This window comes from Ruegeria sp. HKCCA5929 (assembly GCF_013034525.1).
Lineage (GTDB): Bacteria > Pseudomonadota > Alphaproteobacteria > Rhodobacterales > Rhodobacteraceae > Ruegeria.
Window position 1 is genome coordinate 61,875 of the sequence record NZ_WQGE01000007.1, and the last position, 25,350, is coordinate 87,224.

A 25,350-nucleotide genomic window follows, 5' to 3' on the forward strand; every position below is an offset into this window, starting at 1 on the left:
TTGACTCGTACCCGACCCAATCGATAAATGGAAATTTGTAATTTCTATCATTGTGATTAGTTTTTCAAATGAAAGCACTGACACTCAAGCACCTGCGTTACTTCGAGGCCCTTGCCACTCATGGTCACTTCGGCAAAGCCGCGGCGGCCAGTGCAATCTCGCAACCTGCCCTTTCCATTCAGATTAAAGAGCTGGAGGCTATAATGGGCGGTCCGCTGGTAGAACGCGCCGCGCGTGAGACCCGGCTGACGGCACTTGGAGAAGACGTTCTGAGCCACGGCCGAGAAATCCTGATGCGGGTCGAAGATTTGGGCAATCTGGTACAATCACCGTCCGGCCCATTGTCAGGCCGTTTGCGTATAGGCGTTATCCCAACAGTGGCGCCTTACCTGCTGCCGTCGATCATCAAGGCTTTGTCGCAGCGATTCCCACAGCTGACAATCGAACCCAAAGAGACCATCACAGAGTCGGTGATCCGGGAAATTCTCGACTCGCGGCTGGATGTCGGCGTTGTCGCCCTACCTGTTTCCGAGCCCAGCCTTCGGGAGTTTTCGCTGTTCAACGAAGACTTCTTACTGGTCCGCCCGGCACAAGACGCCAGCCTTCCCATGCCCAGTTCGTCGCAGCTCAGAACAATGCGGTTGTTGTTGCTGGAGGAAGGCCATTGTTTCCGTGACCAGGCCCTGTCTTTTTGTTCGATCCGCAATATCGAACCGCAGCAGATCATGGAGGGAAGTTCGCTTTCCACACTCGTGCAGATGGTTGGGGCCGGGATTGGCGTGACGCTGATACCGGAAATGGCAGTCGGCTTGGAAACCCGTTCCGCCGACGTTTCAATCGCCCGGTTCCAGGACACACCGCCTGCCCGGACGATTGGATTGGTCTGGCGCAAAACAAACCCGCTCAGCGAAAACCTTCTCAAGATCGGTGCAATTGTGCGCAAAACCGCGGAAGAGAATATTCTGCACGCGGGGCAAAATGGCCAAGCGATCGCTGATTGAGCGTGAGGCGAGGTCAGCCAAGCCTTTCAGCGCTCATCTGGCTGTCTGACGCTCACGCAGAAAAAACATCATAAGCTTTGAGAGCCTTTGCACTGTAAGCATAGGACGGCCCGCCGCCCATGTAGGTCGCCATGGCCAACGCCTCGCACATCTCTTCGCGCGTGGCCCCCAGACGAACAAGCGACTTCACATGAAACCCGATGCAGCTGTCACAACGGGTCGCGACAGCGATGCCCAACGCGATGAATTCCTTAGTCTTTTCGTTCAATACACCGTCGGACTTGGCGGCCTTGCCCATGATGCCAAAGCCACGCACCGTTTCGGGAACCTCTTTCGAGAAGGTGCCGATGTTGGCCTCGGTCTCGGCCATGAAATCTTTCCAGTCCATAAATAAGCTCCTTATCCGCGCTCATCTGCGCCCATGCGGCGTTCCAACCAGCGCACACCAGCACTGATGATCAGTACGAGGATCAAATATTCAAAGATCAGCAGTGTGTAGATTTCCAGCGGGCGGTATTCCGTCACCACCAATTCATTCGCGCGGCGAGTCAATTCCTGCATCCCGATAACGCTGGCAAAGGCGCTCATCTTGACGATGTAAATGAACTGGTTTGCCAATGGAGGCAGAATACGCCGGATCGCCTGAGGCAGGATCACGTAACGCATGGTCTGTACATAGTTCAGACCTATGGTTTGCGCCGCTTCACGCTGACCGCGCGCGATGGATTGAATACCCGCACGATAGATCTCGGCGGTAAAGGCACTGTCCGAAATCGCAAGGGTGATGATCGCGCCCCAGAATGGATCGATTGGCACGTTCATTCCCATCGACTGGAACACGATAGGCAATCCATAAAAGACCCAAAACAGCATCGGCAGCAGTGGAATGGCGCGGATGAATTCCACATAAACCCTGTTGACCAGCCGCCAGCCGCGTTTCTCGGACAGGCCCGGCAATGCCACCATCAATCCGATGACAATCGACAGAACTGCGGCAATAAGAGAGATCTGTATCGTCGCCCACATGCCAGAAATCAGGAATTTAACATTGGTCCAGCCCGATGCCGTGGTAGGGTCGATCACATACCAGCCCCAAGTCTGGGACGAGGAACAACCCGCAAGCAAAAGCAGGGGCGCTATCAGAAGAAGTTTTTTCATAGCCCCTCTCAGTGCTGCAATATCTGCGACAGGAATTTACGACACCGCTCGGATTGCGGATTGGTGAAGAAATGTTCGGGCTTGCCTTCTTCGACGATTTCACCCGCGTCCATGAAGATCATCTTGTCGGCCACCTTGCGCGCAAACCCCATCTCATGGGTCACAACCACCATGGTCATGCCCTCGTTCGCCAACTCGACCATGACATCCAACACTTCCGAGATCATCTCGGGGTCCAACGCCGAGGTCGGCTCATCAAACAACAGAACACGCGGCTCCATGCACAGGGACCGCGCAATGGCAACGCGTTGTTGTTGACCACCGGACAACTGAATGGGTTTTTTGTCCGCCTGATCAGGGATGTGTACGCGCTCCAGATAGAGACGTGCCTTTTCCTCGGCCTCCTTACGGCTCAGACCCCGCGCTTTGATCGGGCCCAGAGTCAGGTTTTCCAACACGGTCAGATGCGGAAACAGGTTGAATTGCTGAAACACCATTCCAACCTCGGACCGGATCGTCGCCGCAGATTTTGCATCATCCGTAAGTTCGACCCCATCCACACGGATGGTTCCGTTCTGGTGTTTTTCCAACTGGTTGATACACCGAACGACGGTTGATTTACCTGACCCCGAGGGCCCGCATATCACCACCTTCTCGCCGCTGTTGACCGTCAGGTTTATATCCTTGAGTACGTGAAACGTGTCGAACCACTTGTTCACGCCCACAAGTTCAATTGCGGCGTCTGGCATAAGCTGGTCTGCCCTTGTTTTGGTCAAGTTGTAATATTTTCTTGAGGTTATCTTTCTCTTTCGGGTTAAATCAATGATGAACACGGCGGCAAGACATAAACATCACCAACGGGAGAAAGCGATGAACACTTTTTTGAAAGCAGCGGCAGCAGCCGCGCTGGGTCTGGTATTGTCAGGTGCCGCACAGGCGCAATCCGCACTGAACGAGATTCTGGATTCCGGCGTGCTTAAAGTGGGCACCACCGGTGACTGGAACCCCATGTCGCTGCGCGATCCGGCCACCAACAGCTACAAAGGCTATGACATCGACATCATGAACGAGTTGGCCGCCGATCTGGGGGTTGAGGTCGAATATGTGCCGACCGATTGGAAAACGCTGGTCAACGGCGTGGTGGCGGGCAAGTACCACCTGACCGGTTCGGCCTCGATCTCTCCGCCGCGCATGAAGGTCGCCGGTTTCTCAGACAGCTACATCGCGGTGGAATTGTTCCCGTACACGACCAAGGACAAGGCGGACAAATTTGACGGCTATGACTCCATCAACCAACCGGGTGTGACGGTCGCCACCACGCTGGGCACGACGTTTGAAAAGCGTGTGCGTGAATGGTTCCCGAACGCCGAGATTAAAGTTGTCGAAGCCCCGGCCCGTGGTTTTCAGGAAGTGATCGCTGGACGCGCAGATGTGTTCATCACGTCGAACATCGAAGGATCGACACTTGAGGAGAAGTTCCCTGTGGTCCGTGTCAAGAATGCGGGTCCCCGGTCGCCATCGCCCATCGCGATGATCCTGCCGCAAGGCGATCAGGTCTGGATCAACTATGTGAACAACTGGATCGAAGTGAAAAAAGCGCAGGGCTTTTTCGAAGCTAACCGCGAGAAATGGGGTCTCTGATCCATTTTCAGACAGAACCTGCACTTTAACGCCCGGCCTTCAGGATCGGGCGTTTTCTATTTTGACGTGACTGGGCAAAGTGCTTTGCGCACTAATTTTTCGATCAATATGTCCGCGGAACCAGACCGGCCTGAAACCATTGAATAAAAGAGACGATAGAAAACACGGGCAACCCAGTAGCCTGTTGGATATCGCGTGCATAGGGGCACATATTTGTGCATTCCAGCACGATTGCACCCAAGTCAGGGTTGCCCGCAACCAAGGTACGCGCCGCCTGTACATTGTCTTCGCGCGCTTTCTGAACATCCAGCCTTAGCTCATTCCCAAGGATCGCGCGGGTAAACTCCTGCCCGCCTTCGGTTGTGCCAATCGGGGTATCCAACGGTACGTTGGCCGCCCGCAGATGATCTTTCGTCAGGGTCGAGGCTGAAATGGTCAAAACCCCTGCGCGCTTGCCCGCAGGCAGGATGCGGTTCACCATTTCTACCTGCATCAAGGACGATGTTGCCACCGGAACCGGGACGGCTTGGGCCAGTTCTTTCTGGAACAAGGACAGGAAACCGCAATTGGTGGTTATGCCATCCACACCATCCCTTACCAGATCTCGCGCCGCGTCGATGAACACACCCAGCATCCCCTCGGCCCGGTGCCGAACCACCCGATCCGGTGAGGCATCGCGGACAATGCGATAGAGCACCGGAAACGGCCAAGTCAGCGCGTTGCCCATGTCACCCGGGATTCTCGGGAACTGGGCATCCAGCATCAGAATACCGACGGATGCGCCGTAGATGGATTTTCCCCCCTGCGCAATCATCCCTCGACCTCCTCGATTATCCGGGCCGAGATTTCTTCGGACCCTTCCATATAAATGCTGCTAATCCCGTGACGCACAGCGTCCTGCACCTGATCCATGCGCTTGGTGATATGAGCACCCAGAACACGTGCGGCCTCTTCCGCATCCCGTTCAATCAACGCTTGCATAACTCGCTTATGCTCGTCTTTTGAACGTTGCACCCGGTCCATGCTCATGGAAATCCAACGTATATAGCGAATGCGCTCATTGATCCGCGTCAGGGTTTGCAAAAGTTCCATATTGCCCGACAGTTTGGCTATCCCAAGGTGAAACGCCTCATCCCGGCTGACGGCTTCTTCGACGGTCAGGCCGGTGATATCGATGCCCGTTGAGTAAAGCTCATCCCGCAGATTCTGCAGGTCTTTGTCAGAGGCCTTGGAACACGCCGCACGAGCGGCGGCAGTTTCGATGATCTGGCGCAGCTCGAAAAGGTCAAACACGCTTTGCGCATCCAACGGGCGGCAGAAAAACCCTTGCCCGGGGCGAAAGTCAAAAAGCCGCTCGGCAACCAGCCGGTTCAACGCCTCGCGCAGTGGCGTTCGGCTGACGCCCAGATCCTTGGATAGTGCGACTTCATTCAGACGATCCCCGGGGCGCAGGCGGAACGAAACCGCCATCGCCTTAACCTGATCATAGATGTCGCCGACCCTTGGACCCGCCATTAACCTACCCTTCCTCTTGTTTGCCACAGGTGCCACAGGCAGAACTTGAAATCAATATACAAAACTGTATACAGTTCTGCGTACAGATAGGAATCGAGAGGCTCGCAGATCATGACAGGGACGAATTATCTGACCGGAGCAGAGGCTATGGTGCGTATGCTCGAGGCACATGGCGTGAAGCACATGTTCGGTCTGTGCGGCGATACCACCTTGCCGTTCTATGACGCTCTGGCCCGCATGGATCACGGTATTCAGCACATTTTGACACGGGATGAACGGCACGCGGCCTATATGGCGGATGGTTACGCGCGTGTGACTGGGAAGCCCGGTGTCTGCGAAGGTCCCTCGGGCGGTGGCGCAACTTACATTCTGCCCGGCGTTGTCGAAGCCAACGAAAGCTCGGTTCCGATTCTGGCGATTACCTCGGACGTCGCGACAACCAGCCGGGGCAAATACCCATTGACCGAACTGGATCAGCCCGCCCTTTTCAAACCTTTAGCCAAGTGGAATACCTCGCTGGACGACGCCGCGCGGCTTCCAGCCATGGTGCGGGCGGCCTTTCGAGCAATGACGACAGGCACGCCGGGCGCCACGCATCTGGCTTTGCCCTTCGACACGCAAAAAGCGCAGGTGGATGAGGCCGAAATCTGGGCGGATGATAGGCATCGCAGCTATCCTGCCGAGCGCGCTGCTCCGGACATGGATGCGATCGAAGCCGCGGCGGATATACTAGCACGGGCCAATTCCGCTGTTGCGGTCTGTGGCGGGGGGCCAGTTCTGTCAGGTGCAACCGACGCACTGCGACAGGTCGCAAATTTGTTGGACATGCCCGTTGCTACAACCGTTTCCGGCCAGGGTTCCATCGCCGAAACCGACCCGCTGGCCTTGGGCGTTGTCGGGTCTAACGGAGGTGTGCCCGCGACACGTGCCGTCGTGGATCAGGCGGATGTTGTTCTGTTCATTGGCTGCCGCGCCGGCTCGGTCACAACTGAAAGGTGGAGAAGCCCAGGGCGCGATGCCACGATCATTCACATCGACAGCGATCCCATGGTGATTGGCGCAAACTACCAGACCGAAGTGGCAATCTGCGCCGATGCCCGACTGGCGCTCGAGGCTCTGGCCCGCGCACTAGAAGATCGGCAGGATCTAAACGCACAAGGCGGGGCGGATAAAGCCCGTGCCGCGTGGGATGCCAAGCTGGCCGCTTTCGCGCCGCTGGCCGCAAGTCGAGAAATGCCGATCCGGCCCGAAGCTGTCATGGCTGCGTTGATGGATATTCTGGATGACGACGCAATTGTTGTGGCGGATCCAGGCACCCCCTGCCCCTATTTCAGCGCGCATTATCGTTGGCGGACATCGGGACGGCAGTTCATCACTAACCGGGCGCATGGCGCTCTGGGCTATTCATTAGGTGCAGCTATGGGGGCACATGTCGGGCGTCCGTCGGTAAAGACCCTGGCCGTCATGGGCGATGGCTCGTTCGGCTTCACATGTGGCGAGTTTGAAACGATGGTGCGGCACAAAATGCCCATCACATCGATTGTCTTCTCAAACGCGGTCTTCGGCTGGATCAAAGCAGGTCAAGATGCGGGCTTTGGTCAAAGGTTCTACAACGTTGACTTCAACCGCACGGATCATGCCGCAGTGGCGTCAGCCTTTGGCGTGAAATCATGGACGGTTAAAGACCCCGAAGACCTGCCAAAAATCCTGAAACAGGCCATCGCGCATGACGGTCCCACGCTGGTCGACATCCATTCGCAACAGCTTCACGAAGCTGCTGCGCCAGTATCCGAATGGGTAGCGTAAGAGGCGATCGACGGGATCAGCTGATCCAGAAACTCCTGAGCGATCCTGGATAAGGGGCGACCTTTTGCTGTGATGATTGCAAGCTCCAACATGACTGCAGGTTTGAAAGGGCGGGTTTGATATCCGCTCTCTTCATCAAAGTTAACGGTAAAGGGGTCGATCATGGCGACCCCCATGCCTTGCTTCACGAAGCTCAGCAGGTTTTCGGACAAATGCGTGTGAATCTGCGTGCGCCATGTGCGCCCGGCACCTTGAAAGATGTCGCGGGTTTTACGATGCGTCTGATGTTCCGGCCCCATGACAATAAAAGGCTCATTTTCCAGAATTTCTGGCGTCAGAACGTCATGCGCTGACAAAGGACTGTCTTCCGGGAAAGTGGCCAGCGTTTCGAACTGAAACACCTGATAGTTCAGCGTGTCATGCAAAATGGGCATCTCGACAATGCCGATCTCAAACAGGCCAGACGTCACCCATTCTTGAATCTTCGACGAATATTGCGATTGAAAGCTGACGGACAGGTTCGGGCGACTTTCGGCAAACCGCGCGATCTCACGTGGCATGAAACCAAATGAAAGCAGGTGTGGCGCAGCAACCTGTAACTGACCGGGATGCTTGTTTTGCAAATCCGTTACTGCCTGCGCAACATGGTCCAACCCACGCACAACAGTGTCGACTTCGCGGTACAACAACTCGGCTTCGGGCGTAGGCAACAGACGCCCCTTGTTGCGTTCGAACAGAGGTAACCGCGCCTCGCGCTCCAGTTGCGCCAAAAGGTTGCTGATGCCGGGTTGCGAGATGCCAAGAACCGATGCTGCGCCGGTCACGGTTCCGGTTTCCATGATGGCGTGAAAGGCTTGAAGCTGACGAAAGCGCAATGACATCGGTATAGTATCATTTTTTTTGATGAACTGTCGAAGATATAGTATTTGAAATGATATGCCGGTCAAGGCAGGCTTCCGCACATCTATAGGGGGCCGAATGAGCGATCTGTCACAAAAAATCACGGGCTATGACCTATGGCACCTCAAGCTGCCAGTGACCTCGCGGCGGGATCACGGCATTGGATCCGTCGAGGGCGTTTGCGAAATTGTTATCCTACGGCTGACATCCGAGGACGGCTCTCAAGGGTATGGCGAAGCATCGCCCTGGTCAGTATTCACCGGCACGCCAGAGGCAACCTTTGCTGCGCTCGATCGGTATCTGCGCCCACTTGTTTTGGGCGCAAAAGTCAGCGACAGATCCGCGATCATGGCGCGCGCCGCTTATGCTGTGGCGCATTGCACCGAGGCCAAAGCCGCACTGGAAACCGCGCTGCTGGATCTTACAGGCCGGATCAGTAACGTGCCCGTTTGGTCTTTGTTGGGCGGGAAATGCCGGGACGCAATCCCGCTGAGTTGTTCCATCGCCAACCCTGATTTCTCGCAAGACGTCGACCTGTTGGCACGGTTGCAAGACGATGGTGTCCGGATTGTCAAACTCAAGACCGGGTTCAAGGATCACGCCTTTGACATCATGCGGCTGGAATACCTGGCCCAGAACTGCCCCGAGTTTTCGGTGCGCGTGGATTATAACCAAGGACTCAGTATCGAGCATGCCCCGGCACAGGTCCGCGACGTCGCCCGGTTCGATCCCGATTTCATCGAACAGCCCGTGCGCGCTCATCACTTCGGCATGATGGCCAAGCTGCGCCAAATGACAGATGTGCCTTTGCTGGCAGACGAAAGCGTGTTTGGCCCCGAAGACATGGAGCGTGCAGCCCGCGAAGGCATTTGCGACGGTGTTTCCGTCAAGATCATGAAATCCGGCGGCCTGACACGCGGTCAGACTGTTGCGCGTATTGCGGCGGCTCACGGCCTGACAGCCTATGGTGGCGACATGTTCGAGGCTGGCCTGGCCCATTTGGCCGGCACGCACATGATTGCCGCGACACCAGAAATCACTCTGGGCTGTGAGTTCTATCAGGCGTCGTATTTCCTGAAAAAGGACATATTGGAAGAACCGTTCCAGATCAGGAACGGACAGGTGTGCGTGCCGGATGGTCCTGGGCTAGGCGGCAAACCAGACCTGGACAAACTGAACCACTACGCAGTTTCAAAGGCGGTGGCGGCGTGAGCGAGAAGAAGACCATAGCCATCATCGGGGCTGGAATTGTCGGAGTCTCCGCGGCTATCTGGCTGCAGCGCGACGGTCACGATGTGATTTTGATCGATAAGGCCGGGCCTGGCGAAGGAACCTCGCATGGCAATGGCGGCGTGCTTGCGTCATGCTCTATCGTGCCTGTGACGGTTCCGGGACTGCTCGGCAAAGCGCCGAAGATGCTGTTAAGCCCCTCTCAGCCACTGTTCCTGAAATGGAGGTACTTACCGAAGCTGTTGCCATGGCTAAGGCAGTATTTAAGCCATGCAAACGCCACAGACGTGGAGCGGATCGCAGCAGCCCTGACGCCCATCGTGGGCGACAGCCTGAACGACCACAAAGCGCTGGCCGCCGGAACTGGCGCTGACAAATGGATCGTCCCCAGCGATTATCTGTTCCTTTATGAAAACCGGGCCCATTTCGAAGGCGATGCCTTTGGTTGGGGCATTCGGCGTAAGCATGGCTTTGCGTGGGACGAATTGGAGGGCAAGGCTTTCCACGATTACGATCCCGTGTTCAGTCAGGATATTGGGTTTGCGGCCAAGCTGTCAGACCATGGCCACATCACCGATCCGGGGCGATATGTCAAAGACCTAGCTGCACATGTTGAAGCGCAAGGAGGTCGGATCATCCAAGCCAATGTCGAAGACGTCACGCGCGAAGGCGGAAGCGTCACTGGCGTTCGCACGAGCGGTGAAACCATTGCGTGCGACACAGCTATCGTGACGGCAGGCGTCTGGTCAGGACCTTTGGCCAAGCGCCTGGGGGTTTCGGTCCCACTGGAAAGCGAACGCGGGTATCATCTTGAATTGGTGGAACCTTCTGCCATGCCGCGCAGCCCGGTCATGGTTGCATCGGGTAAGTTTGTTGCAACACCCATGGATGGGCGCATACGCTTGGCAGGCATTGTAGAGTTCGGAGGGCTGGATGCACCGCCCTCTCGCGCGCCGTTTGAATTGATGCGCAAGAATGCCCGGACAGCTTTCCCGGGCATAACATGGAAGGAGGAAGTGGAATGGATGGGGCACAGGCCCGCCCCGGCTGACTCGATCCCGATCATTGGCGACGTGCCCGGCATCAAGGGGGCCTATATGGGCTTTGGGCACCATCACATCGGCCTGACAGGCGGGCCAAAAACCGGACGCCTTTTGGCCCAGATGATCGCGGGCAGAACTCCAAACGCGGATGTGAGCGTCTACGCGCCGTCACGCTACGCAACAAAAGAACAAGCTGATGAAAAACATCGGCGTTTCAAAATTCAATAGGGAGAAAACGATGAAAAAACTGACAAATCTTCTGGCAGCGACCGCTTTGACTGCAGCTGCAGCCGCACCGGCCATGGCGGAGAAATGGGACATGCCGATGGCTTATTCGGCGTCAAACTTCCACTCGGCCACAGGCGCGGAGTTCGCTAAATGCGTGACCACAGGCACTGGTGGTGAGATCGAGATCGTCACACACCCTTCCGGTTCACTGTTCAAGGGTGCCGATATCAAACGCGCAATCCAGACAGGGCAGGCCCCGATTGGTGAACGTCTTCTATCCGGCCACCAAAACGAAAACGCGCTGTTTGGCTTTGACTCGATCCCCTTCCTCGCAACCTCGTTCGACGACAGCGCCAAGCTTTGGGAGGCCGCCAAGCCATCTATTGAAAAAGTACTGGCCGAACAGAACCTGACGTTGCTTTACGCTGTGCCGTGGCCGCCTCAGGGTCTGTATTTCAAGAACGAGGTAAACTCGGTCGCTGACATGAAGGGCATCAAGTTCCGCTCATACAACAATGCGACCTCGCGACTAGCCGAGCTGACCGGGATGCTACCGGTGACGATTGAAGCGGCGGAAATCAGTCAGGCCTTTGCAACGGGTGTGGCGGATTCGATGGTGTCGTCTGGATCGACCGGTTATGACCGCAAAGTCTGGGAAAGCCTGAACTATTTCTACGAAGTCGATGCGTGGTTGCCGCGTAATTACGTGATGGTCAATTCTGATGTCTGGTCTGGTGTGTCTGATGCCAACAAGAACGTCATCAAGGGCTGTGCAGAGCTGGCAGAGTACGCAGGCAACTGGCGCGCTAAGGAATATACCGGGTTCACACTGCAGGGTTTGCGGGATGGCGGTATGACTGTTGGTCCGGCCTCTGAACAGATGACCAACGAACTGAAAGAGATCGGCGTGACCATGACCAACGAATGGCTGGAAGCTGCCGGTGACGAAGGCAAAGCCATCGTCGACGCCTTCAACGCGTCTCAGTAACCTTTCGATTTGGGCGGCGGTTCATCCGGCCGCCCTTTTCGCATCCAATCAAAAAACAGCGGGGACAGCATGGCGGTTTTGCGAGGGCTTCGGTCCGTACTCGACTTCATCTATCTGGCGGCAGGGGTTTTAGCGGCACTCAGCCTGATCGCCATTCTGTTGCTGATCGTCGTGCAGATGCTTGCCCGCTGGACCGGTGAAGTGTTTCCCGGAGCACCCGACTATGCGGGTTACGCGATGGCCGCAGCATCCTTTCTGGCCTTTGCCAATGCACTGAACCGGGGCAGTCATATCCGGGTTTCCATCCTTCTGAACGCCGTTCCGGATGGGGTAAGGCGTATTCTGGAGGTCTGGTGCTTCGCCATCGGCACCGCTGTCATGTGGTATTTTTGCTGGTACGCATATCGCTTTGTCTATTGGAGCTGGAAGTTCAACGACATTAGCCAAGGCCAGGACCGAACTGCCCTTTGGATCCCACAATCCGCGATGCTGTTAGGCGCAGTCATTCTGGCCATTGCACTGACTGATCATTTAATCCACGTGCTTTTCAAGGGCGAACACCGCATCGTCCGCGATCTCGCCGATCAGAGCCACGGAGAGTAACTCATGGAAAACCTCTCTGTCATCATCCTCTTTCTCTTTGTTCTTTTCACTTTGCTGGGCACCGGCGTCTGGGTCGGGTTGGCCCTGATGGGCGTTGCCTGGGTCGGGATGGAACTGTTCACCACCCGCCCCGTCGGGGACGTGATGATCACCACCATCTGGTCGGCGTCGTCGTCGTGGACCCTGACCGCACTGCCCATGTTCATCTGGATGGGTGAAATCCTGTATCGAACGCGATTATCGGAAGACATGTTCAAGGGCCTGTCCCCGTGGATGGCCCCTTTGCCAGGCGGGCTGGTACACACCAATATAGTTGGTTGCACGGTTTTTGCAGCCGTCTCGGGCTCTTCAGCAGCCACGCTGACAACTGTTGGAAAGATGTCGATCCCCGAACTGCGCAAGCGCAATTATCCCGAACGCATGATCATCGGAACATTGACCGGCGCGGCGACACTCGGGCTGATGATCCCGCCCTCGCTGACCCTGATCGTCTACGGTGTGACAATCAATGAATCCATCACCAAGCTGTTCTTTGCCGGGATCCTTCCCGGTCTGGTTCTGGCGGCGATGTTCATGGGATACGTGGCGATCTATTCCAAACTCGGCAAAGACTGGAGCCCCAATACCGAAGCCAAGCTGAGTTTCTCAGAAAAGATCAAGAACTCTCGCTTCCTGCTGCCTGTAATCCTTTTGATCATGGTGGTGATTGGGTCGATGTATCTTGGATATGCCACCGCAACCGAGGCCGCGGCCTTTGGGGTCATCGGCGGGCTGCTGTTGGCGGCAGGTCAGGGATCTTTGAGTTGGAAAACCTTTACCGAAAGTCTGATGGGGGCCACGCGCACCAGCGCGATGATTGCGCTCATTCTGGCGGGCGCGGCGTTCCTTTCGCTGTCCATGGGCTTTACAGGCTTGCCGCGTGGTCTGGCCGATTTGATTGCCGGTTGGGAACTGACCCGGTTCGAACTGCTCATGGTGCTGCTGGTTTTCTACATTATTCTGGGTTGTTTTCTGGACGGCATCTCTTCGGTCGTACTGACAATGGCGGTGGTCGAGCCCATGATCCGCGACGCCGGGATTGACCTGATCTGGTTCGGCATCTTCATTGTAGTCGTCGTCGAGATGGCGCAGATCACGCCTCCGATCGGGTTCAACCTGTTCGTCATGCAGGGCATGACCAACCACGAGATGAGCTATATCGCGCGGGCCGCCATTCCGATGTTCCTGATCATGGTTCTGATGGTCTTCATCCTGATCTGGTTCCCTGATCTCGCGACTTGGCTGCCTGAAAACCTAAGACAAAGCCCGGGCGGATAAGGCGGCTTTGAACCCGCTTCATCTGGCCGCGCGCCATGGACCTTATGTTCTGATCGGTGGATTGGCAGCAGGTCTTCTGTTGCCATCTCTGGCGGAACCAATGCGAGACCTGCTGGCCCCTTTGGTCATCCTGTTGCTTTTCGTGACTTTGCTGAGGATGGACCCCAAAGCCGTCGTTGGGTCATTGAGTGACCTGCCCAACGTCGCGCTAACTGTTGTCGGATTTCAGCTGGTGACGCCGATGATCGTCATAGCATTTGGATATGCCTGTGGGTGGATCGGAGCGCCGGTGCTTCTATGCCTGCTGATCATGACGGCGGCTCCGTCCATTTTAGGCAGCCCGAATATGTGCATGATGATGGGTCACGCACCGGAACACGCGATGCGACTGATGGTTGTCGGCACGGCTCTGTTGCCTTTTACCGCACTGCCCATTTTCCTGCTCATGCCCGAGCTTGGCGATATTCAGTCGGTTTTAGGGGCTGGCTTGCGCCTGTTACTGACAATTTTAGGCACAACCGGTGCCGCCATGTTCGTACGAAAGACGGTCCTGCGCGCGCCTTCGCAATTCACATTGCTAAATCTTGAAGGATTGGGAACGCTTACGCTGGCTATATTTGTCATTGGCCTGATGCCGTCGGTCAGCGCAACAGCGCTGGAGGATCCGGCTTTGGCTGCATTTTGGATCGCATTTGCCTGTCTGGCCAACTTTGGCGCACAGATTGTCATGTTTCATTTGACGCAAAGCAGGCTTCCCGCGGCGCGGGCAACGGCAGTTTCGTTGATCGCTGGTAACCGAAACATCGCGATCTTTTTTGTAGCCCTGCCGCCCGAGGTGACTGCGCCAATCATGGCCTTCATCGGTGCTTATCAGATACCCATGTACCTCACGCCCATGATCATGCGGCGCCTTTACGGTCGTGGGACCCCTGATGGCCGTTCGACGTAAAGTCTGATCAAACGCGCGGAAGCAAAAAATCGTCCCGGCAAACACCCCGATCCGATTCAAAAAGAACGATTTGAAGGTCAACACAGACAAGCGCGTCGCTTCCGGTGCTTTGCCAGAACCTGCGCTAACCTTCCATGCCGGGGTAACAGCCAAGACTAAACCGCATAGATCGATCGGGGAGAGCTCAGTCCTTTTGCGGTGCCTTGAACAGGTCTTTGCGCAAGGTCATCAACGCACTTGGGTCGATTTTGGCCTGAATAACCGTTGTTTCATTCGACGCGATAGCCTTTTGCAACGCCGGGCCCATGCCACCGGGCCCATCGACCCATATACCTTTCCCACCACATAGTTCGGCAAATTTGTCGAAACGGGGCGATTGGATTTCTGCACCCAGCAAACGGCCTCCGTAAAACTCTTGCTGATAAGCCTTTTCCGCTCCCCAAGCCTGATTGTCCAAAACAACGATGGTGATTTGCAGATTGTGCTGAATGGCAGTCTGAATCTCGATCATCGTATAGCCGACGGCGCCATCACCCATCACAGCCACGACAGGGCGATCTGGCGTAGCAGCCTTGGCTCCGATTGCGGCAGCGAGACCAAAACCAACAAGACCAAAATCCAAAGGTGTGATCAGAGACATCGGTGCATAGTGGGCCAGCCGGTCTGCGGCTTGCAGGCAAGTGTTGCCCGTGTCCAGCGTTACGATGGCGTTTTCGGGCAAGGTCGCGCGGATTTCGGCCAGAGCACGGCGCGGGTGCATAGGCAAGCTGTCCAGCTCTGCCTCAGCCGCGCGCACGGCTTCGAGGTCGGACATGCCAGACCGAAACGCTTCGCGCCACGGATCGCAATCCGGGCGCGTTGCAGTATCTATCAAAGCTTCGGCAGTCAGACGGGCGTCGCCCTGTGCGGCGATCTCGGCGGGGAAATAACGGCCAACCGCTGCGCCTTCGATATCGACATGGCCAATCCGGGTATCAGCCCCGACATAGTCGTTGGAATGAAAGGTCGAGTTGAACCCAAGCCGGGCTCCGAGAACCACCATGACATCCGCCTCGCGCGTCAACCTGCTGGCGACCACATTGCCACGTGGCCCGGCTTGCCCTGCAAACCACGGGTGGCCGTGGGGCATGACATCGGCATGGCCGGTAGATGCGACGACCGGAACCTCAAGCTTTTCAGCCAACGCCGTCAAAGCGTCGCGCCCGTCCCCCCATTTGAAGCCCCCACCGGCAAAGATCACCGGCCTTTCGGCCCCAGATAGCAGCTTGGCAATGGCGGCGACGTCCGACGGTGCGGCCGGTCCGGGGCGCGCGATGTTCACCCGGGTCGGCTCAAAAGCCGGAATTTCAGCGGCAAACAAGTCACGCGGGACATGCAGCACCACTGGCCCGCGCCGACCTGTGTTGGCCAACCGGATGGCGTCTTCCAGCATCGGTGCCAGCCGCGCCGGATCTGTCACCATGACCGAACGCTTGGAAATAGGTGCAAACAACGCGACCTGATCTATTTCCTGAAACGTATCCTTGCATTGATCGGCACGGGTGATCGCTCCGGCAATCACCACAAGTGGGGAATAGGCCAGTTGCGCCTCGGCCACTGCTGTCACGATGTTGACTACGCCGGGCCCTGCCTGCGCCCCCAAAACCACACCGGGTTTGCCCGTCATCCGCGCCCAGGCATCAGCCATGTGGCCCGCAGCACGTTCGTCCCGCGCTCCGACATAGGCGATCTGACCGCCTTTATACATGGCATCGTAGAGTTCCAGCATCGAGCCGCCCAGCAGGCCGAAAACGGTATCGATGCCGTTGGCTTTCAGAACGCGATAGACGGCTTCTCCGCCGTTGATGGTGGTCATGTTCAGTCTCCGGAAATTTGGCGTTCAATCTGTCGGGCAAAGCGCAGCAGCCGTGCGTCCGATCCTTTCGGGCCGGTGATGTGAAGACCCACGGGCATACCGTCCGAGGACTGACCCATGGGGATGGAAATCGAGGGAAGCTCTAACGTCGGTGTCAGAGTTACTGTACGCCAGTCCTCGGTGATTTCCCCGTCTCGCAGGTCTGCGCTGAACGGTAATCCAGTGGCGGTGGGCCAAAGGGCAAAATCATAGTGGGCGAAGAATGTAGCAACAGAGTCCCAGACATGACGGCGTGTCTTCTGATAGGCAATCAGATCGGCAAAGCTTTGCCCTTCGCCCTGTGCGCAGGCCGTGCGATAGCTGTCTGTGGCCTGTGTCATGTCGGGATCGAGCGCCGCGCGAATTTGCAGAGCGCATTGGCCCCGAATGATGTCGCCATGTGCAAGCAGCGGGGCAAGGTCCGGGGCCGTATCTTCATCGACACGCCAGCCCAAATCTCGGCAAACATCTGCGATTGGTGCCAAGGCCGCCTGAACCGATGGCTCAACACCTGCCCCGAAGGGCGAAAGGCTCAACGCCACGCGGCCCGCAGTCAGCGGGGTATCAATCTCAACCGGGTCCGGGTAAGCGCCGGTGTATGCCAAAGGCTGGTTGGGCGTCGGGCCTTGCATCACACTCAGCATCAAAGCGAGGTCCGAGACGGTACGCGCCATCGGGCAAGGCACGGACAAACCGTCGAAAGGGGCCGGGTTCGGGTCCATGGGAACCAATCCCGATGTTGGCCGCATGCCGACGACGCCACACCATGCGGCAGGTGTGCGTGCGCTGCCGCCAAGATCCGAGCCATCAGCAAGGGCAACCATGTTGGCCGCCAACGCGGCCGCGGCGCCACCAGAACTGCCCGCAACCGTCTTTTCGGGGTTCAATGGATTGCGCGTCGTGCCCGATACAAAGTTCGTGGTCTGGCCAGAAAATGTGAACTCGGGCGTGTTTGTCTTGCCAACGATCACGGCACCTGCCGCCCTCAGACGCGCGACGTGTAGCGCGTCACTGGACGGGACATGATCAGAAAAGCTTCTTGATCCATGCGTTGTGCGCAGACCGGCGGTATCAAAACAGTCTTTGATCGCGACCGGCAACCCGTGCAGTGGCCCTGCGAACTGCCCCCGCGCGGCCATCCTGTCCAGTTCATCAGCACGGGCGCTGGCAGCGTCCCAATCCAGCGTGACAAAGGCGTTCACACCGGCTGTATCGCCTTCGATACACGCGCGATAGGCTGCCAAAACCTCCGAGCTGCTCAGGGTTCCTTTACGCAGGTCTCCCGCAAGCTCGATGGCCGACTTCTGAGTGATATCTATCGGTTGCAGCAAGAGTTATTCCTCGGATCGGGGTCGCAAATTCTGCGGATCGAAGAGCGCATCTTGATGTACCGTAACCGGGATGTCACGATTTAGAATCCGGACGCTGAGACCCGTTTGCGGGGTGCCCTTGCGAACAAACAACCACCCCAGGGACTTGCCGATCGTATAGCCATACCCACCCGATGTGGTCAGGCCCACAGGCTGATCGTTCAGCAACACCGGCTCGCCACCATGAATGTCGATGTCTTCTGAGTGCAGCTCTGCATAGAATAGCTGCCATTCCGGATCGCGGCTGAGCAGCGCATCGCGGCCCTGAAAATCGCGTCCTTCGCTCACGACAAAGCGTTCGAGGCCGACGTCAAGCGGGCCAACATCCGTGGTCAGTTCCCCGCTGGCGCGATAAGCCTTTTCCATTCGCATCCCGTTGAACGCGTAAGAACCCAGATCGGTCAGACCATGTTTGGACCCGGCTTCAAAAAGCGCGTCGTAGATTGCGCCAATCTGATCCAGCGGCGCGTGCAATTCCCAGCCCAATTCGCCGACAAACGAAACGCGCAGTGCATAGCAAGGAATTCCTGCGACGCGGATTTCCTGCCCAGATAACCAAGGGAAAGCGCGATTGGACAGATCAACGTCTGTCAGTTCAGACAGGATACGGCGGGTCGCGGGGCCTGACAGTGCCAGCATCCCCCAATCTGCCGAGCGGTTGATCATCGTCACATCCTCGCCGGGTCGGATGTGGGACTTGATCCAATCGAAATCCGGTGTGGCGCGGGCAATGGGGGAACCTGTGAAGAACCGGTCTTCGGCCATGCGCCAGATCGTGATTTCTGTCTCGAACCTTCCCTGCGCCGTCAGCAAATGGTTCAGGCTCATCCGCCCGACTTTCGAAGGTATTCGGTTGGCCGACAGCCGGTCCAGCAAAGCGCCCGCATCCTTGCCCGAGATCTCGAACTGGGCAAAAGCGCAGAGATCGATGACACCGGCGGCATTGCGCGTCGCTTTTGCCTCGGCCGTCGCGTTTGCATGCCACGGCTGATGACCCCAGCCGATCTGTTCTGATTCGCCTACTCCACCGAAATAGCGCGGACGCTCCCAACCGGCGACTTCTCCGAAAACTGCACCCTTGGCGGCAAGGCGGTGATACAGTGGGTGTTTTTTCAGCGGCCGAAGGCTGTGGAACTGCTTACCCGGGCAAGGCGTGTCATGGCGGCGCATGAACTCGTCCTTGGTGCGCTCGACAATGAAATTATCCGAGGCGAAATCTCCGTATCGGCGCGGGTCGAAACCGCGGGTGTTGATTTCGGCTTCACCATGCACCATCCAATCGGCCAGCACTTTGCCCGCGCCGCCGCCCCAGGCCAGCCCGATGGACGAGCCGCAGGACAACCAGACGTTCGGCGCACCCGATGGCCCGACCAGCATTCCGCCATCAGGTGTGTGCGTGATTGCCCCACGCACGACGCGCTTGATGCCAAGATCAGCCAGAATTGGCATTTTGTCGAAAGCCACCATCAGGAAATCGCCAATCGAGTCGTAATCGGCCTGGAACAGCTCATTTTCGGCAGCCCAAGGCGCGCCTTCGGGCATTTCCCAGACCGTCGGGCAGACATGGCCTTCGTAAATTCCGATCAAGCCGGATTTCTGCTCCTGCCGGATGTAACCCCCAAAGGCATTGTCCCGCATCACGGGCATTTCCGGACGGTCGGCGAACTGTGATACGGTGTCCGTCACAAGATAGTGGTGAAGGCACGACACCGAAGGGATATTAAGCCCGAACCACTCCCCCACCTGATTGGCGTAAGACCCAGCGGCAATCACCACATGTTCGGCCAGCACATCGCCTTTTTCGGTGCGCAACAGCCACATATCGCCTTTGCGTGACGCCCCGATCACCCGGTTGTGCCGTTCAATCCGGGCGCCGCGCGACCGGGTTGCAGCAGCCAGCGCCATGGTCACGCTTGAGGGGTCGATATGACCATCCTCGTAAGTGCGCACCGCAGCTTTAACGTCGTCGACTTTGTAGAAGGGATTAACCTGCGCCACCTCTTCCGGGCCGATCAGATCCATTGGCAGATCCAACAGCTTGCCCACGCCCATAATCGACTTCATCCAATCGACTTCGTCGTCGGTGGTGGCAATCCGGATGCCGCCGACTTCGTGCCAACCTGTGCTCTGTCCGGTTTCGGCCTCGACCCGTTTATAGGTTTCGATGGAGGTTTTGTTGATCCACCCCATCAGGCGACTGCCTACCGCATGGGCAATCTGTCCGGCCGCGTGCCAAGTGGAACCGCTGGTCAATTCGGCCTTTTCAAAAAGGATCGTGTCAGTCCAACCGTTCTCGGCCAGTTGAAACTGCGCGGCCACGCCCATGATACCGCCGCCAATGATCGCCACTTGGGTGGATTGGATCGTGTCGCTCATGCAAAAGCTACCTTTGCGGGTTTGAGAGAAGCTTTGACCGTGTAACGGGCGCAAGCGATTTCGACTTCGAACCCGTCCAAAACGTCTTGGGTTTCAAGCAGGTCCAAAGGCGCGTTGATCAGGCCAAGCGCCACGGAACGACCAAACCGGTAGCTCCATGCGGCTGAGGTGATCTGCCCCACGACCTTGCCGTCAAAGTAAATGGGTTCATCATGCAGCGGGATCGCTGCGGGATCGTCGAACAGAATCGAAACGATGCGCCGTTCGGGCTTGTGATCCCGCAAGGCGTTTTCGCCCACAAAACCCGTGCCCATGGCGCAAAACGCACCTAGCCCGGCTTCAAGCGGCGTGGTGCCCGGTGTGAGTTCGTGACCGAATGCCCGAAAACCGCTTTCAATGCGCAAAGATCCACTTGCGTAAAGACCCGCATGGCTTGCGCCTGCGGCGACCAGCGCCTCATAGGCAGCCATGGCCATGTCGGCAGGGATGTAAAGCTCAAAGCCTTCTTCCCCGGTAAAGCTCAGCCGACCTGCCCAACCTCGGGCCAAACCAATCTCGACGGGTGCAAAGTAGAACCGCTTGAGGTCCGGGACAGCCGCGTTTGTCGTGGCCTGCAACACGTCTCGGGCCTGTGCACCAGCAAGGCCCAGAATGGCATACCCGCTGGTAACATCCGTGAACTCCGCACGGTAATCGCCTCTTGTGTCCCGCATCCGCTGCATCACACGAACGGTTTCATTGGCCCCGACGATCAGCAGATAAGTTTCGGGCCCATGCCGCTGAACGGTCAGATCGCTTTCCACGCCGCCCTTCGCATTCAGGATCTGGGTATACGTAATGCGCCCCTCGGGCACGTCCATCTGCGCGGCGCAGAGCCGGTTCAAAAAGGCGCTGGCATCCGGCCCCTGCACCATGATTTTACCAAAGGCGCTTTGATCCAGAATGGCCGCGCCCGATCGGCAGGTTTCGACCTCTTGCCCGACCTGTTCGCGCCATGCAGGCGCGCCGAAGGTCAGTGGCAGATGGGCAGCTTCGCCCCCGAAATGCACGGCACGTTCCCAGCCGCCCCGCGCTTCGAACCGCGCCCCGGCGGCGACGAGACCGGCATGGATTGGCGAACGACGCTGACCCCTTGCGGTCTCCATCGCGCGACCGGGAAACGGATTGTCATAGTGGCGTCCAAGAACTTCAGGAATACGGGCTTCCAGTGCGCCCAGAACGTTCATCTCGGGGCTGAAGCGGTGAATGTCGGCCTCGTTCAACTCCATCGTGGGTTCTCCGGCGATGATCCATTCCGCCATGGCCTTACCTGCCCCACCTGCCAGAGCAATTCCGGTCGAATTCATCCCTCCCATCAGAAAAAGCCCCGGCACTTCGGGGCTTTCACCCAGCATGAATTGGCTGTCGAGCGTGAAGCTTTCCGGGCCGTTCAGCAACATCCGAACCTCGGCCTTTTCCAGTGCCGGAATGCGGCGTAGTGCGTTTTCCATCATCGGCATGAAATGGTCCCAATCCTCGTCCAGCAGATCGAACGAGAAATCGGCGGGCAACCGATCCAGCGGCAGGCCTTTGGCATGGGGTTCGAACGAGCCAACCAACAGCCCTTCGACATCGTCGCGGGCATAGAGAAACGCATCCTGATCGTTCAGCGTTGGTAGATGCACGCCTTTGCCAAGGGCCTGAACCTCGGGCAACGGCTTGGTCAGAATGTAGAAATGTTCACAGGCATAAAGCGGCATGTGCGCCCCGGCCATGGCCGCTACCTCACGCGACCAAAGCCCACAGGCGATCACAACCTCGTCGGCCTCGATTACGTGGTCACCGACCTCAACGCCCGATATCCGCCCGCCTTTCTTTTGCAAGCCAGTCACGCGGGTATCTTCAAAGATCTGAACCCCTCGTGCCCGTGCGCCCTTTGACAGCGCAAGGGCCACGTCGGAGGGGTTGACCCGTCCGTCCGACGGCGACCAAATCGCGCCGATCACGTCATCGACCTCGATCAGCGGCCACAAGTCCTTGGCACGGGACGCATCCACAACCTCGGCCTCAAGCCCAAAGGCGCGGCCAAGCGAGACCTGACGTTTGATATTCGTCAGCCTGTCCTGGTTGGTGGCCAGCGTCAGCGAGCCGGTTTGGGTCCATCCCGTGGCTTGCCCGGTTTCGCGTTCCAGTTCGCCATAAAGGTCGATGGAATAGTTGATCAGCTTGGTCAGTGTCGCCGACGGGCGCAAACGCCGCACCAGACCAGCCGCATGCCACGTCGTGCCGCTGGTCAGTTTCGAACGCTCCAGAACAACGATATCTTTGCGACCTTCGCGGGCCAAATGATAGGCAATCGAACAGCCGATGACGCCGCCACCAATGATGACGGTGCGGGCATGGGTGGGCAATGTCATGACAGCACTCCGTCGCGGACCATATCCGAAATAGTGTCGCGGAAAAGTGCGACCGCCTCGTCAATCAGGCCGGGTGTATGCGGCAGGCCAGTCACGCAGGAGGTGAAAGACATGAAATCCACGCCTCTCTCTAGCAACCCGTCACGCAAGCCTTTGACGACGGCAGGTGGGGTTTTTCGGATTGCCACCGCATCCAGCCCTTCAATGGATCGTCCACCGAAATAGAGGTGGCAGGTCGAGCTGTCGCCATAGGCCAGTGCCTGCACGTCCAGTTCAATGAAGGCTGCGTTGATGCCATCCCGCAGACGCGCGGCCATTGCATCGGCATGGGACTGAACGTCGCCGGTCGAAAGGATTTCCATCGCCTTAACCGCCCCCGCAGCCACCAAGGGGGCCGCGTTGAAAGTGCCTTTGTGTCCGACCGGAGGCGATAGCCCTTCACGGGTCTCGCCGGGGCTGAGCAGATCCATGACGTGAGCCCGACCAACAACCGCCCCGCCCGGCAGACCACCAGTGACGATCTTGGCCAATGTTGTCAGATCCGGCGTCACCCCATCTCGCGCCTGACGGCCGCCCGGCGACCAGCGTAGACCCGTGATCACCTCATCAAAAACAAGCACATGGCCCGTTCTTTCGGTCAAGGTTCGCACCCCCTGCAAAAAACCGTCCGGCAGAGGGACCGATCCATAATTTGCGCCGGAGGCTTCGACAAAGACGGTTCCGATCTGTGGATCGCTGTCCAGCAGGTCGGCGACGGCGTCCAGATCCGGCGGGGATACCACCGTCAGGTCGGTCACAGCCTGCGGTATACCCAGACTTGGCGCTGTGTTGGTGCCGGGTTTGGCACCTTTCATCAACATGTCATGCCAGCCGTGGAAATGGCCGTCGATACGCAGCACTTTATCACGACCCGAGTACGCCCGACCCAGCCGCAGAGCAAGCATTGTAGACTCTGTACCAGACCCGGTGAACCGCACCCGTTCGGCAGAGGGGAACAGGCGGGCCAGCCATTCGGCCCATTCGACCTCAATCGGATGACAGTCTGCGGTGTAAGGCATCCTCTCCATCTGACGGGCCACTGCTTCAGCAATCTCAGGGTGGGCATGTCCCAGAATCTGACTGGCCGCACCCAGCTTGAAATCGATGTAGCGCTTGCCGTCCACATCCCATTTCTCGGCCCCATTGGCGCGGTCGAAATAGATCGGATACGGGGTTTTGTAACGCAACTCGTGACTGACGCCACCAGGCATAACCGTACGGGCGCGGGCGCTTAGGTTTTGACTTTTCATGAGGATCTGCCGGTTTGCTGTCGTGTCAGACGGATGTCGAAACGTGTGCGCAACGCGCGGTCAACGTCGTCGGGAATGTGCTGCGGGAAGTGAACGGACAAAATCTCGCGCGCTTTTTCCCGAGCAACGTCACCGACAGGCTGAGAGCCGTCTTCCTGCCATTCCCGCGGCGTCCTGCGGTCACCGATTTCAGGATAGAAATAGTCTGATTTCATCCTGTTGAATGTATGCTGTTCGCCCAAATAATGCCCCTCGCCCCGGCAAACATCGGCAATTACGTCGGCGGCGATGTTTTCAGGCGTGGCTTCGATCCCGCGCAAAGTGCGTAGGATATTGCCCAGCATGTCATTGTCACTGACATAAGCCGCATGGCTGACACCCAGTAAGCTGGCCTGCATCCCGGCCGCCTGGGTGACAATGTTCGAACCCGCGTGTGCAGCCATGGTCACGGCCAGCGATTTCTCGGCCCCGTATTGCGCATCCAAACACTTGGCATCGGTAATACCCGCAATAGAAGAGGTTGGCAGGTCGAAATGCCGCCCCATCTGTGCAGCGCCCGCCATGAGGATCGCCTGCTCCCCTCCGCCGCCGCACATAGAGCCGGTGCGCAGGTCCGCAACCAACGGTTTCGGTGCAAAGATCGCCTTTACCTCTGGGTTGACAAGACGGGCGAACACCAGCCCTGCCAGCGTTTCCGCAACGGCCTGAACCAATGAACCGGCAATGGTTGCCGGGCTGGTAGCACCGGCCTGTCCAGCGCTGATCAATTGAACCGGAAACCCGGCCAGAATTGCAGCTTCGAGAACTTCACATGCTTCTTCGGCAAAGCGCATGGGTGGCACGACGTGGCACACCATCACAGTCAGGAAAGGACGCGCGCGAAAGGCCTCTTCACTGCCGGCAATGGCATAACACAGCTGTGCGATCGCGGGCACATTGTCGGGCTCGGTGATCGAGATCGACACATGCTTGGACGTCCCCGCCAGACAGGCATAAGCGGTGTTGAGATCCATCACCGCATTGTCTTCGATATCCCGGGCAACAACCGAACGGCTGAAATGGTGAATATTGTCCATCTGGTCGACAATGCGGGCCGCGTCATACAGGTCAGCCAGTGTCGAGTCCCGATAGACGCCCGTGTCCAGATCAAAAACACCGGGGGCCGCGCCGCCACTGGACATGTGCGCGCGGGCCTGACTGATATCTAGATCATGTTCAGGAACTTGACCGCAAAGGCTAAAATCACGGTTTGCTTCGCTGATCGCCTGACGCACCAAAGCGCGGGGGAACTGCAAACGGTGGTCATCTGTCAAGGACCCACCCGCCGCAACCACCTTTTCGATCATCGAAGGTATAGCCTGACTCAGGCCAAGCGTTTCCAGAAGGGTCAGCGCCGTTTCTTCAACCAGCGCGACCTCTTGGGGAGAAAGCGGCTTGAAACGCCCGCCACAGATACCTGGCCAAACAGGCGGGTTCGACTCGGGTTCTGTTGTTTGGGTGAGGCGCTGTTTGCGGCCACGCCTGCGCGCTGTAGTGGTCATTTTACATGAGTCCAGATTACCTACTTGCCATGATTACAGCCCAAACAGCAGTTTACAAATGGTCTTTCCTCAGCGACTAGTAAGTTTCACTCATCATTAGGACGG

The 25,350-nt window shown here is 57.6% G+C and carries 21 protein-coding genes; 9 read left to right on the top strand and 12 right to left on the bottom strand.

The genetic code is table 11. The annotated features are described in order from the left end of the window. Positions 1 to 68: 68 nt before the first annotated feature. On the top strand, positions 69 to 1,001 hold the full coding sequence (locus GOV90_RS16430) for a hydrogen peroxide-inducible genes activator (protein ID WP_171095073.1): 933 nt from the start codon (positions 69 to 71) through the stop codon (positions 999 to 1,001). A gap of 52 nt (positions 1,002 to 1,053) precedes the next feature. Here the strand turns inward: GOV90_RS16430 and GOV90_RS16435 are convergent, their stop codons facing one another. Genes GOV90_RS16435 through GOV90_RS16445 form a run of 3 tightly spaced genes read right to left on the bottom strand, consistent with a single transcriptional unit; the run spans position 1,054 to position 2,908 of the window. After that, positions 1,054 to 1,389, bottom strand: coding sequence for a carboxymuconolactone decarboxylase family protein (locus tag GOV90_RS16435; protein WP_171095074.1), 336 nt, complete (start codon positions 1,387 to 1,389; stop codon positions 1,054 to 1,056). An 11-nt stretch (positions 1,390 to 1,400) separates the two neighbouring features. Beyond that, the gene (locus GOV90_RS16440) at positions 1,401 to 2,159 is read right to left on the bottom strand and encodes an amino acid ABC transporter permease (RefSeq protein ID WP_171095075.1); all 759 of its coding nucleotides are present in this window, start codon (positions 2,157 to 2,159) and stop codon (positions 1,401 to 1,403) included. 8 nt (positions 2,160 to 2,167) lie between these two features. Beyond that, positions 2,168 to 2,908: an amino acid ABC transporter ATP-binding protein gene (locus GOV90_RS16445; RefSeq protein ID WP_171095076.1), complete on the bottom strand. Its 741-nt coding sequence runs from the start codon at positions 2,906 to 2,908 to the stop codon at positions 2,168 to 2,170. Between the two features lie 121 nt (positions 2,909 to 3,029). Here GOV90_RS16445 and GOV90_RS16450 point away from each other — a divergent pair, with 121 nt between their 5' ends. Then, the gene (locus GOV90_RS16450) at positions 3,030 to 3,800 is read left to right on the top strand and encodes a transporter substrate-binding domain-containing protein (RefSeq protein ID WP_171095077.1); all 771 of its coding nucleotides are present in this window, start codon (positions 3,030 to 3,032) and stop codon (positions 3,798 to 3,800) included. A gap of 103 nt (positions 3,801 to 3,903) precedes the next feature. Here the strand turns inward: GOV90_RS16450 and GOV90_RS16455 are convergent, their stop codons facing one another. Together GOV90_RS16455 and GOV90_RS16460 are read right to left on the bottom strand one after the other, a co-directional pair. Next, the gene (locus GOV90_RS16455) at positions 3,904 to 4,614 is read right to left on the bottom strand and encodes an aspartate/glutamate racemase family protein (protein ID WP_171095078.1); all 711 of its coding nucleotides are present in this window, start codon (positions 4,612 to 4,614) and stop codon (positions 3,904 to 3,906) included. Then, positions 4,611 to 5,315: a GntR family transcriptional regulator gene (locus tag GOV90_RS16460; RefSeq protein ID WP_171095079.1), complete on the bottom strand. Its 705-nt coding sequence runs from the start codon at positions 5,313 to 5,315 to the stop codon at positions 4,611 to 4,613. Before GOV90_RS16460 ends, GOV90_RS16455 begins: the two co-directional genes overlap by 4 nt. Before the next feature lie 111 nt (positions 5,316 to 5,426). Here GOV90_RS16460 and GOV90_RS16465 point away from each other — a divergent pair, with 111 nt between their 5' ends. Further along, positions 5,427 to 7,121 (top strand): thiamine pyrophosphate-binding protein, encoded by a 1,695-nt coding sequence (locus tag GOV90_RS16465; protein ID WP_171095080.1) that lies wholly within the window; start codon positions 5,427 to 5,429, stop codon positions 7,119 to 7,121. Here GOV90_RS16465 and GOV90_RS16470 read toward each other — a convergent pair. After that, a complete protein-coding gene (locus GOV90_RS16470; RefSeq protein ID WP_171095081.1) occupies positions 7,082 to 8,002 on the bottom strand; it encodes a LysR family transcriptional regulator in 921 nt (306 codons plus the stop codon). The genes GOV90_RS16465 and GOV90_RS16470 overlap by 40 nt on opposite strands. 97 nt (positions 8,003 to 8,099) lie before the next feature. Between GOV90_RS16470 and GOV90_RS16475 the strand changes: the two genes are divergently transcribed. The 6 genes from GOV90_RS16475 (at position 8,100) to GOV90_RS16500 (ending at position 14,379) form a co-directional block, all read left to right on the top strand. Beyond that, complete coding sequence (locus GOV90_RS16475; protein ID WP_171095083.1) at positions 8,100 to 9,233, top strand: enolase C-terminal domain-like protein; 1,134 nt, start codon at positions 8,100 to 8,102, stop codon at positions 9,231 to 9,233. After that, on the top strand, positions 9,230 to 10,522 hold the full coding sequence (locus GOV90_RS16480; RefSeq protein WP_171095085.1) for an FAD-binding oxidoreductase: 1,293 nt from the start codon (positions 9,230 to 9,232) through the stop codon (positions 10,520 to 10,522). Before GOV90_RS16475 ends, GOV90_RS16480 begins: the two co-directional genes overlap by 4 nt. 10 nt (positions 10,523 to 10,532) lie before the next feature. Then, positions 10,533 to 11,510: a TRAP transporter substrate-binding protein gene (locus tag GOV90_RS16485; RefSeq protein WP_171095086.1), complete on the top strand. Its 978-nt coding sequence runs from the start codon at positions 10,533 to 10,535 to the stop codon at positions 11,508 to 11,510. A gap of 69 nt (positions 11,511 to 11,579) precedes the next feature. Further along, entirely contained in the window at positions 11,580 to 12,113 is a 534-nt protein-coding gene (locus GOV90_RS16490) for a TRAP transporter small permease (RefSeq protein ID WP_171095088.1), read from the top strand. 3 nt (positions 12,114 to 12,116) lie between these two features. After that, positions 12,117 to 13,430, top strand: coding sequence for a TRAP transporter large permease (locus GOV90_RS16495; protein ID WP_171095090.1), 1,314 nt, complete (start codon positions 12,117 to 12,119; stop codon positions 13,428 to 13,430). A 7-nt stretch (positions 13,431 to 13,437) separates the two neighbouring features. Then, positions 13,438 to 14,379, top strand: coding sequence for a hypothetical protein (locus tag GOV90_RS16500; RefSeq protein ID WP_171095092.1), 942 nt, complete (start codon positions 13,438 to 13,440; stop codon positions 14,377 to 14,379). A 184-nt stretch (positions 14,380 to 14,563) separates the two neighbouring features. Here GOV90_RS16500 and GOV90_RS16505 read toward each other — a convergent pair whose 3' ends face one another. The 6 genes from GOV90_RS16505 to GOV90_RS16530 are packed head-to-tail and all read right to left on the bottom strand — an operon-like array spanning position 14,564 to position 25,245. Next, positions 14,564 to 16,234 (bottom strand): thiamine pyrophosphate-binding protein, encoded by a 1,671-nt coding sequence (locus GOV90_RS16505; RefSeq protein WP_171095094.1) that lies wholly within the window; start codon positions 16,232 to 16,234, stop codon positions 14,564 to 14,566. A 2-nt stretch (positions 16,235 to 16,236) separates the two neighbouring features. Then, positions 16,237 to 17,604 (bottom strand): amidase, encoded by a 1,368-nt coding sequence (locus tag GOV90_RS16510; protein ID WP_171095095.1) that lies wholly within the window; start codon positions 17,602 to 17,604, stop codon positions 16,237 to 16,239. Between the two features lie 3 nt (positions 17,605 to 17,607). Continuing rightward, a complete protein-coding gene (locus tag GOV90_RS16515) occupies positions 17,608 to 20,019 on the bottom strand; it encodes an FAD-dependent oxidoreductase (RefSeq protein ID WP_171095097.1) in 2,412 nt (803 codons plus the stop codon). Beyond that, the gene (locus tag GOV90_RS16520) at positions 20,016 to 22,415 is read right to left on the bottom strand and encodes an FAD-dependent oxidoreductase (protein ID WP_171095099.1); all 2,400 of its coding nucleotides are present in this window, start codon (positions 22,413 to 22,415) and stop codon (positions 20,016 to 20,018) included. Before GOV90_RS16520 ends, GOV90_RS16515 begins: the two co-directional genes overlap by 4 nt. Next, positions 22,412 to 23,704, bottom strand: coding sequence for an aspartate aminotransferase family protein (locus GOV90_RS16525; RefSeq protein WP_171095101.1), 1,293 nt, complete (start codon positions 23,702 to 23,704; stop codon positions 22,412 to 22,414). The genes GOV90_RS16520 and GOV90_RS16525 overlap by 4 nt, the downstream gene beginning before the upstream one ends. Beyond that, positions 23,701 to 25,245, bottom strand: a complete 1,545-nt coding sequence (locus GOV90_RS16530; RefSeq protein ID WP_171095103.1) for a trimethylamine methyltransferase family protein — start codon at positions 25,243 to 25,245, stop codon at positions 23,701 to 23,703. The genes GOV90_RS16525 and GOV90_RS16530 overlap by 4 nt, the downstream gene beginning before the upstream one ends. Positions 25,246 to 25,350 lie beyond the last annotated feature (105 nt).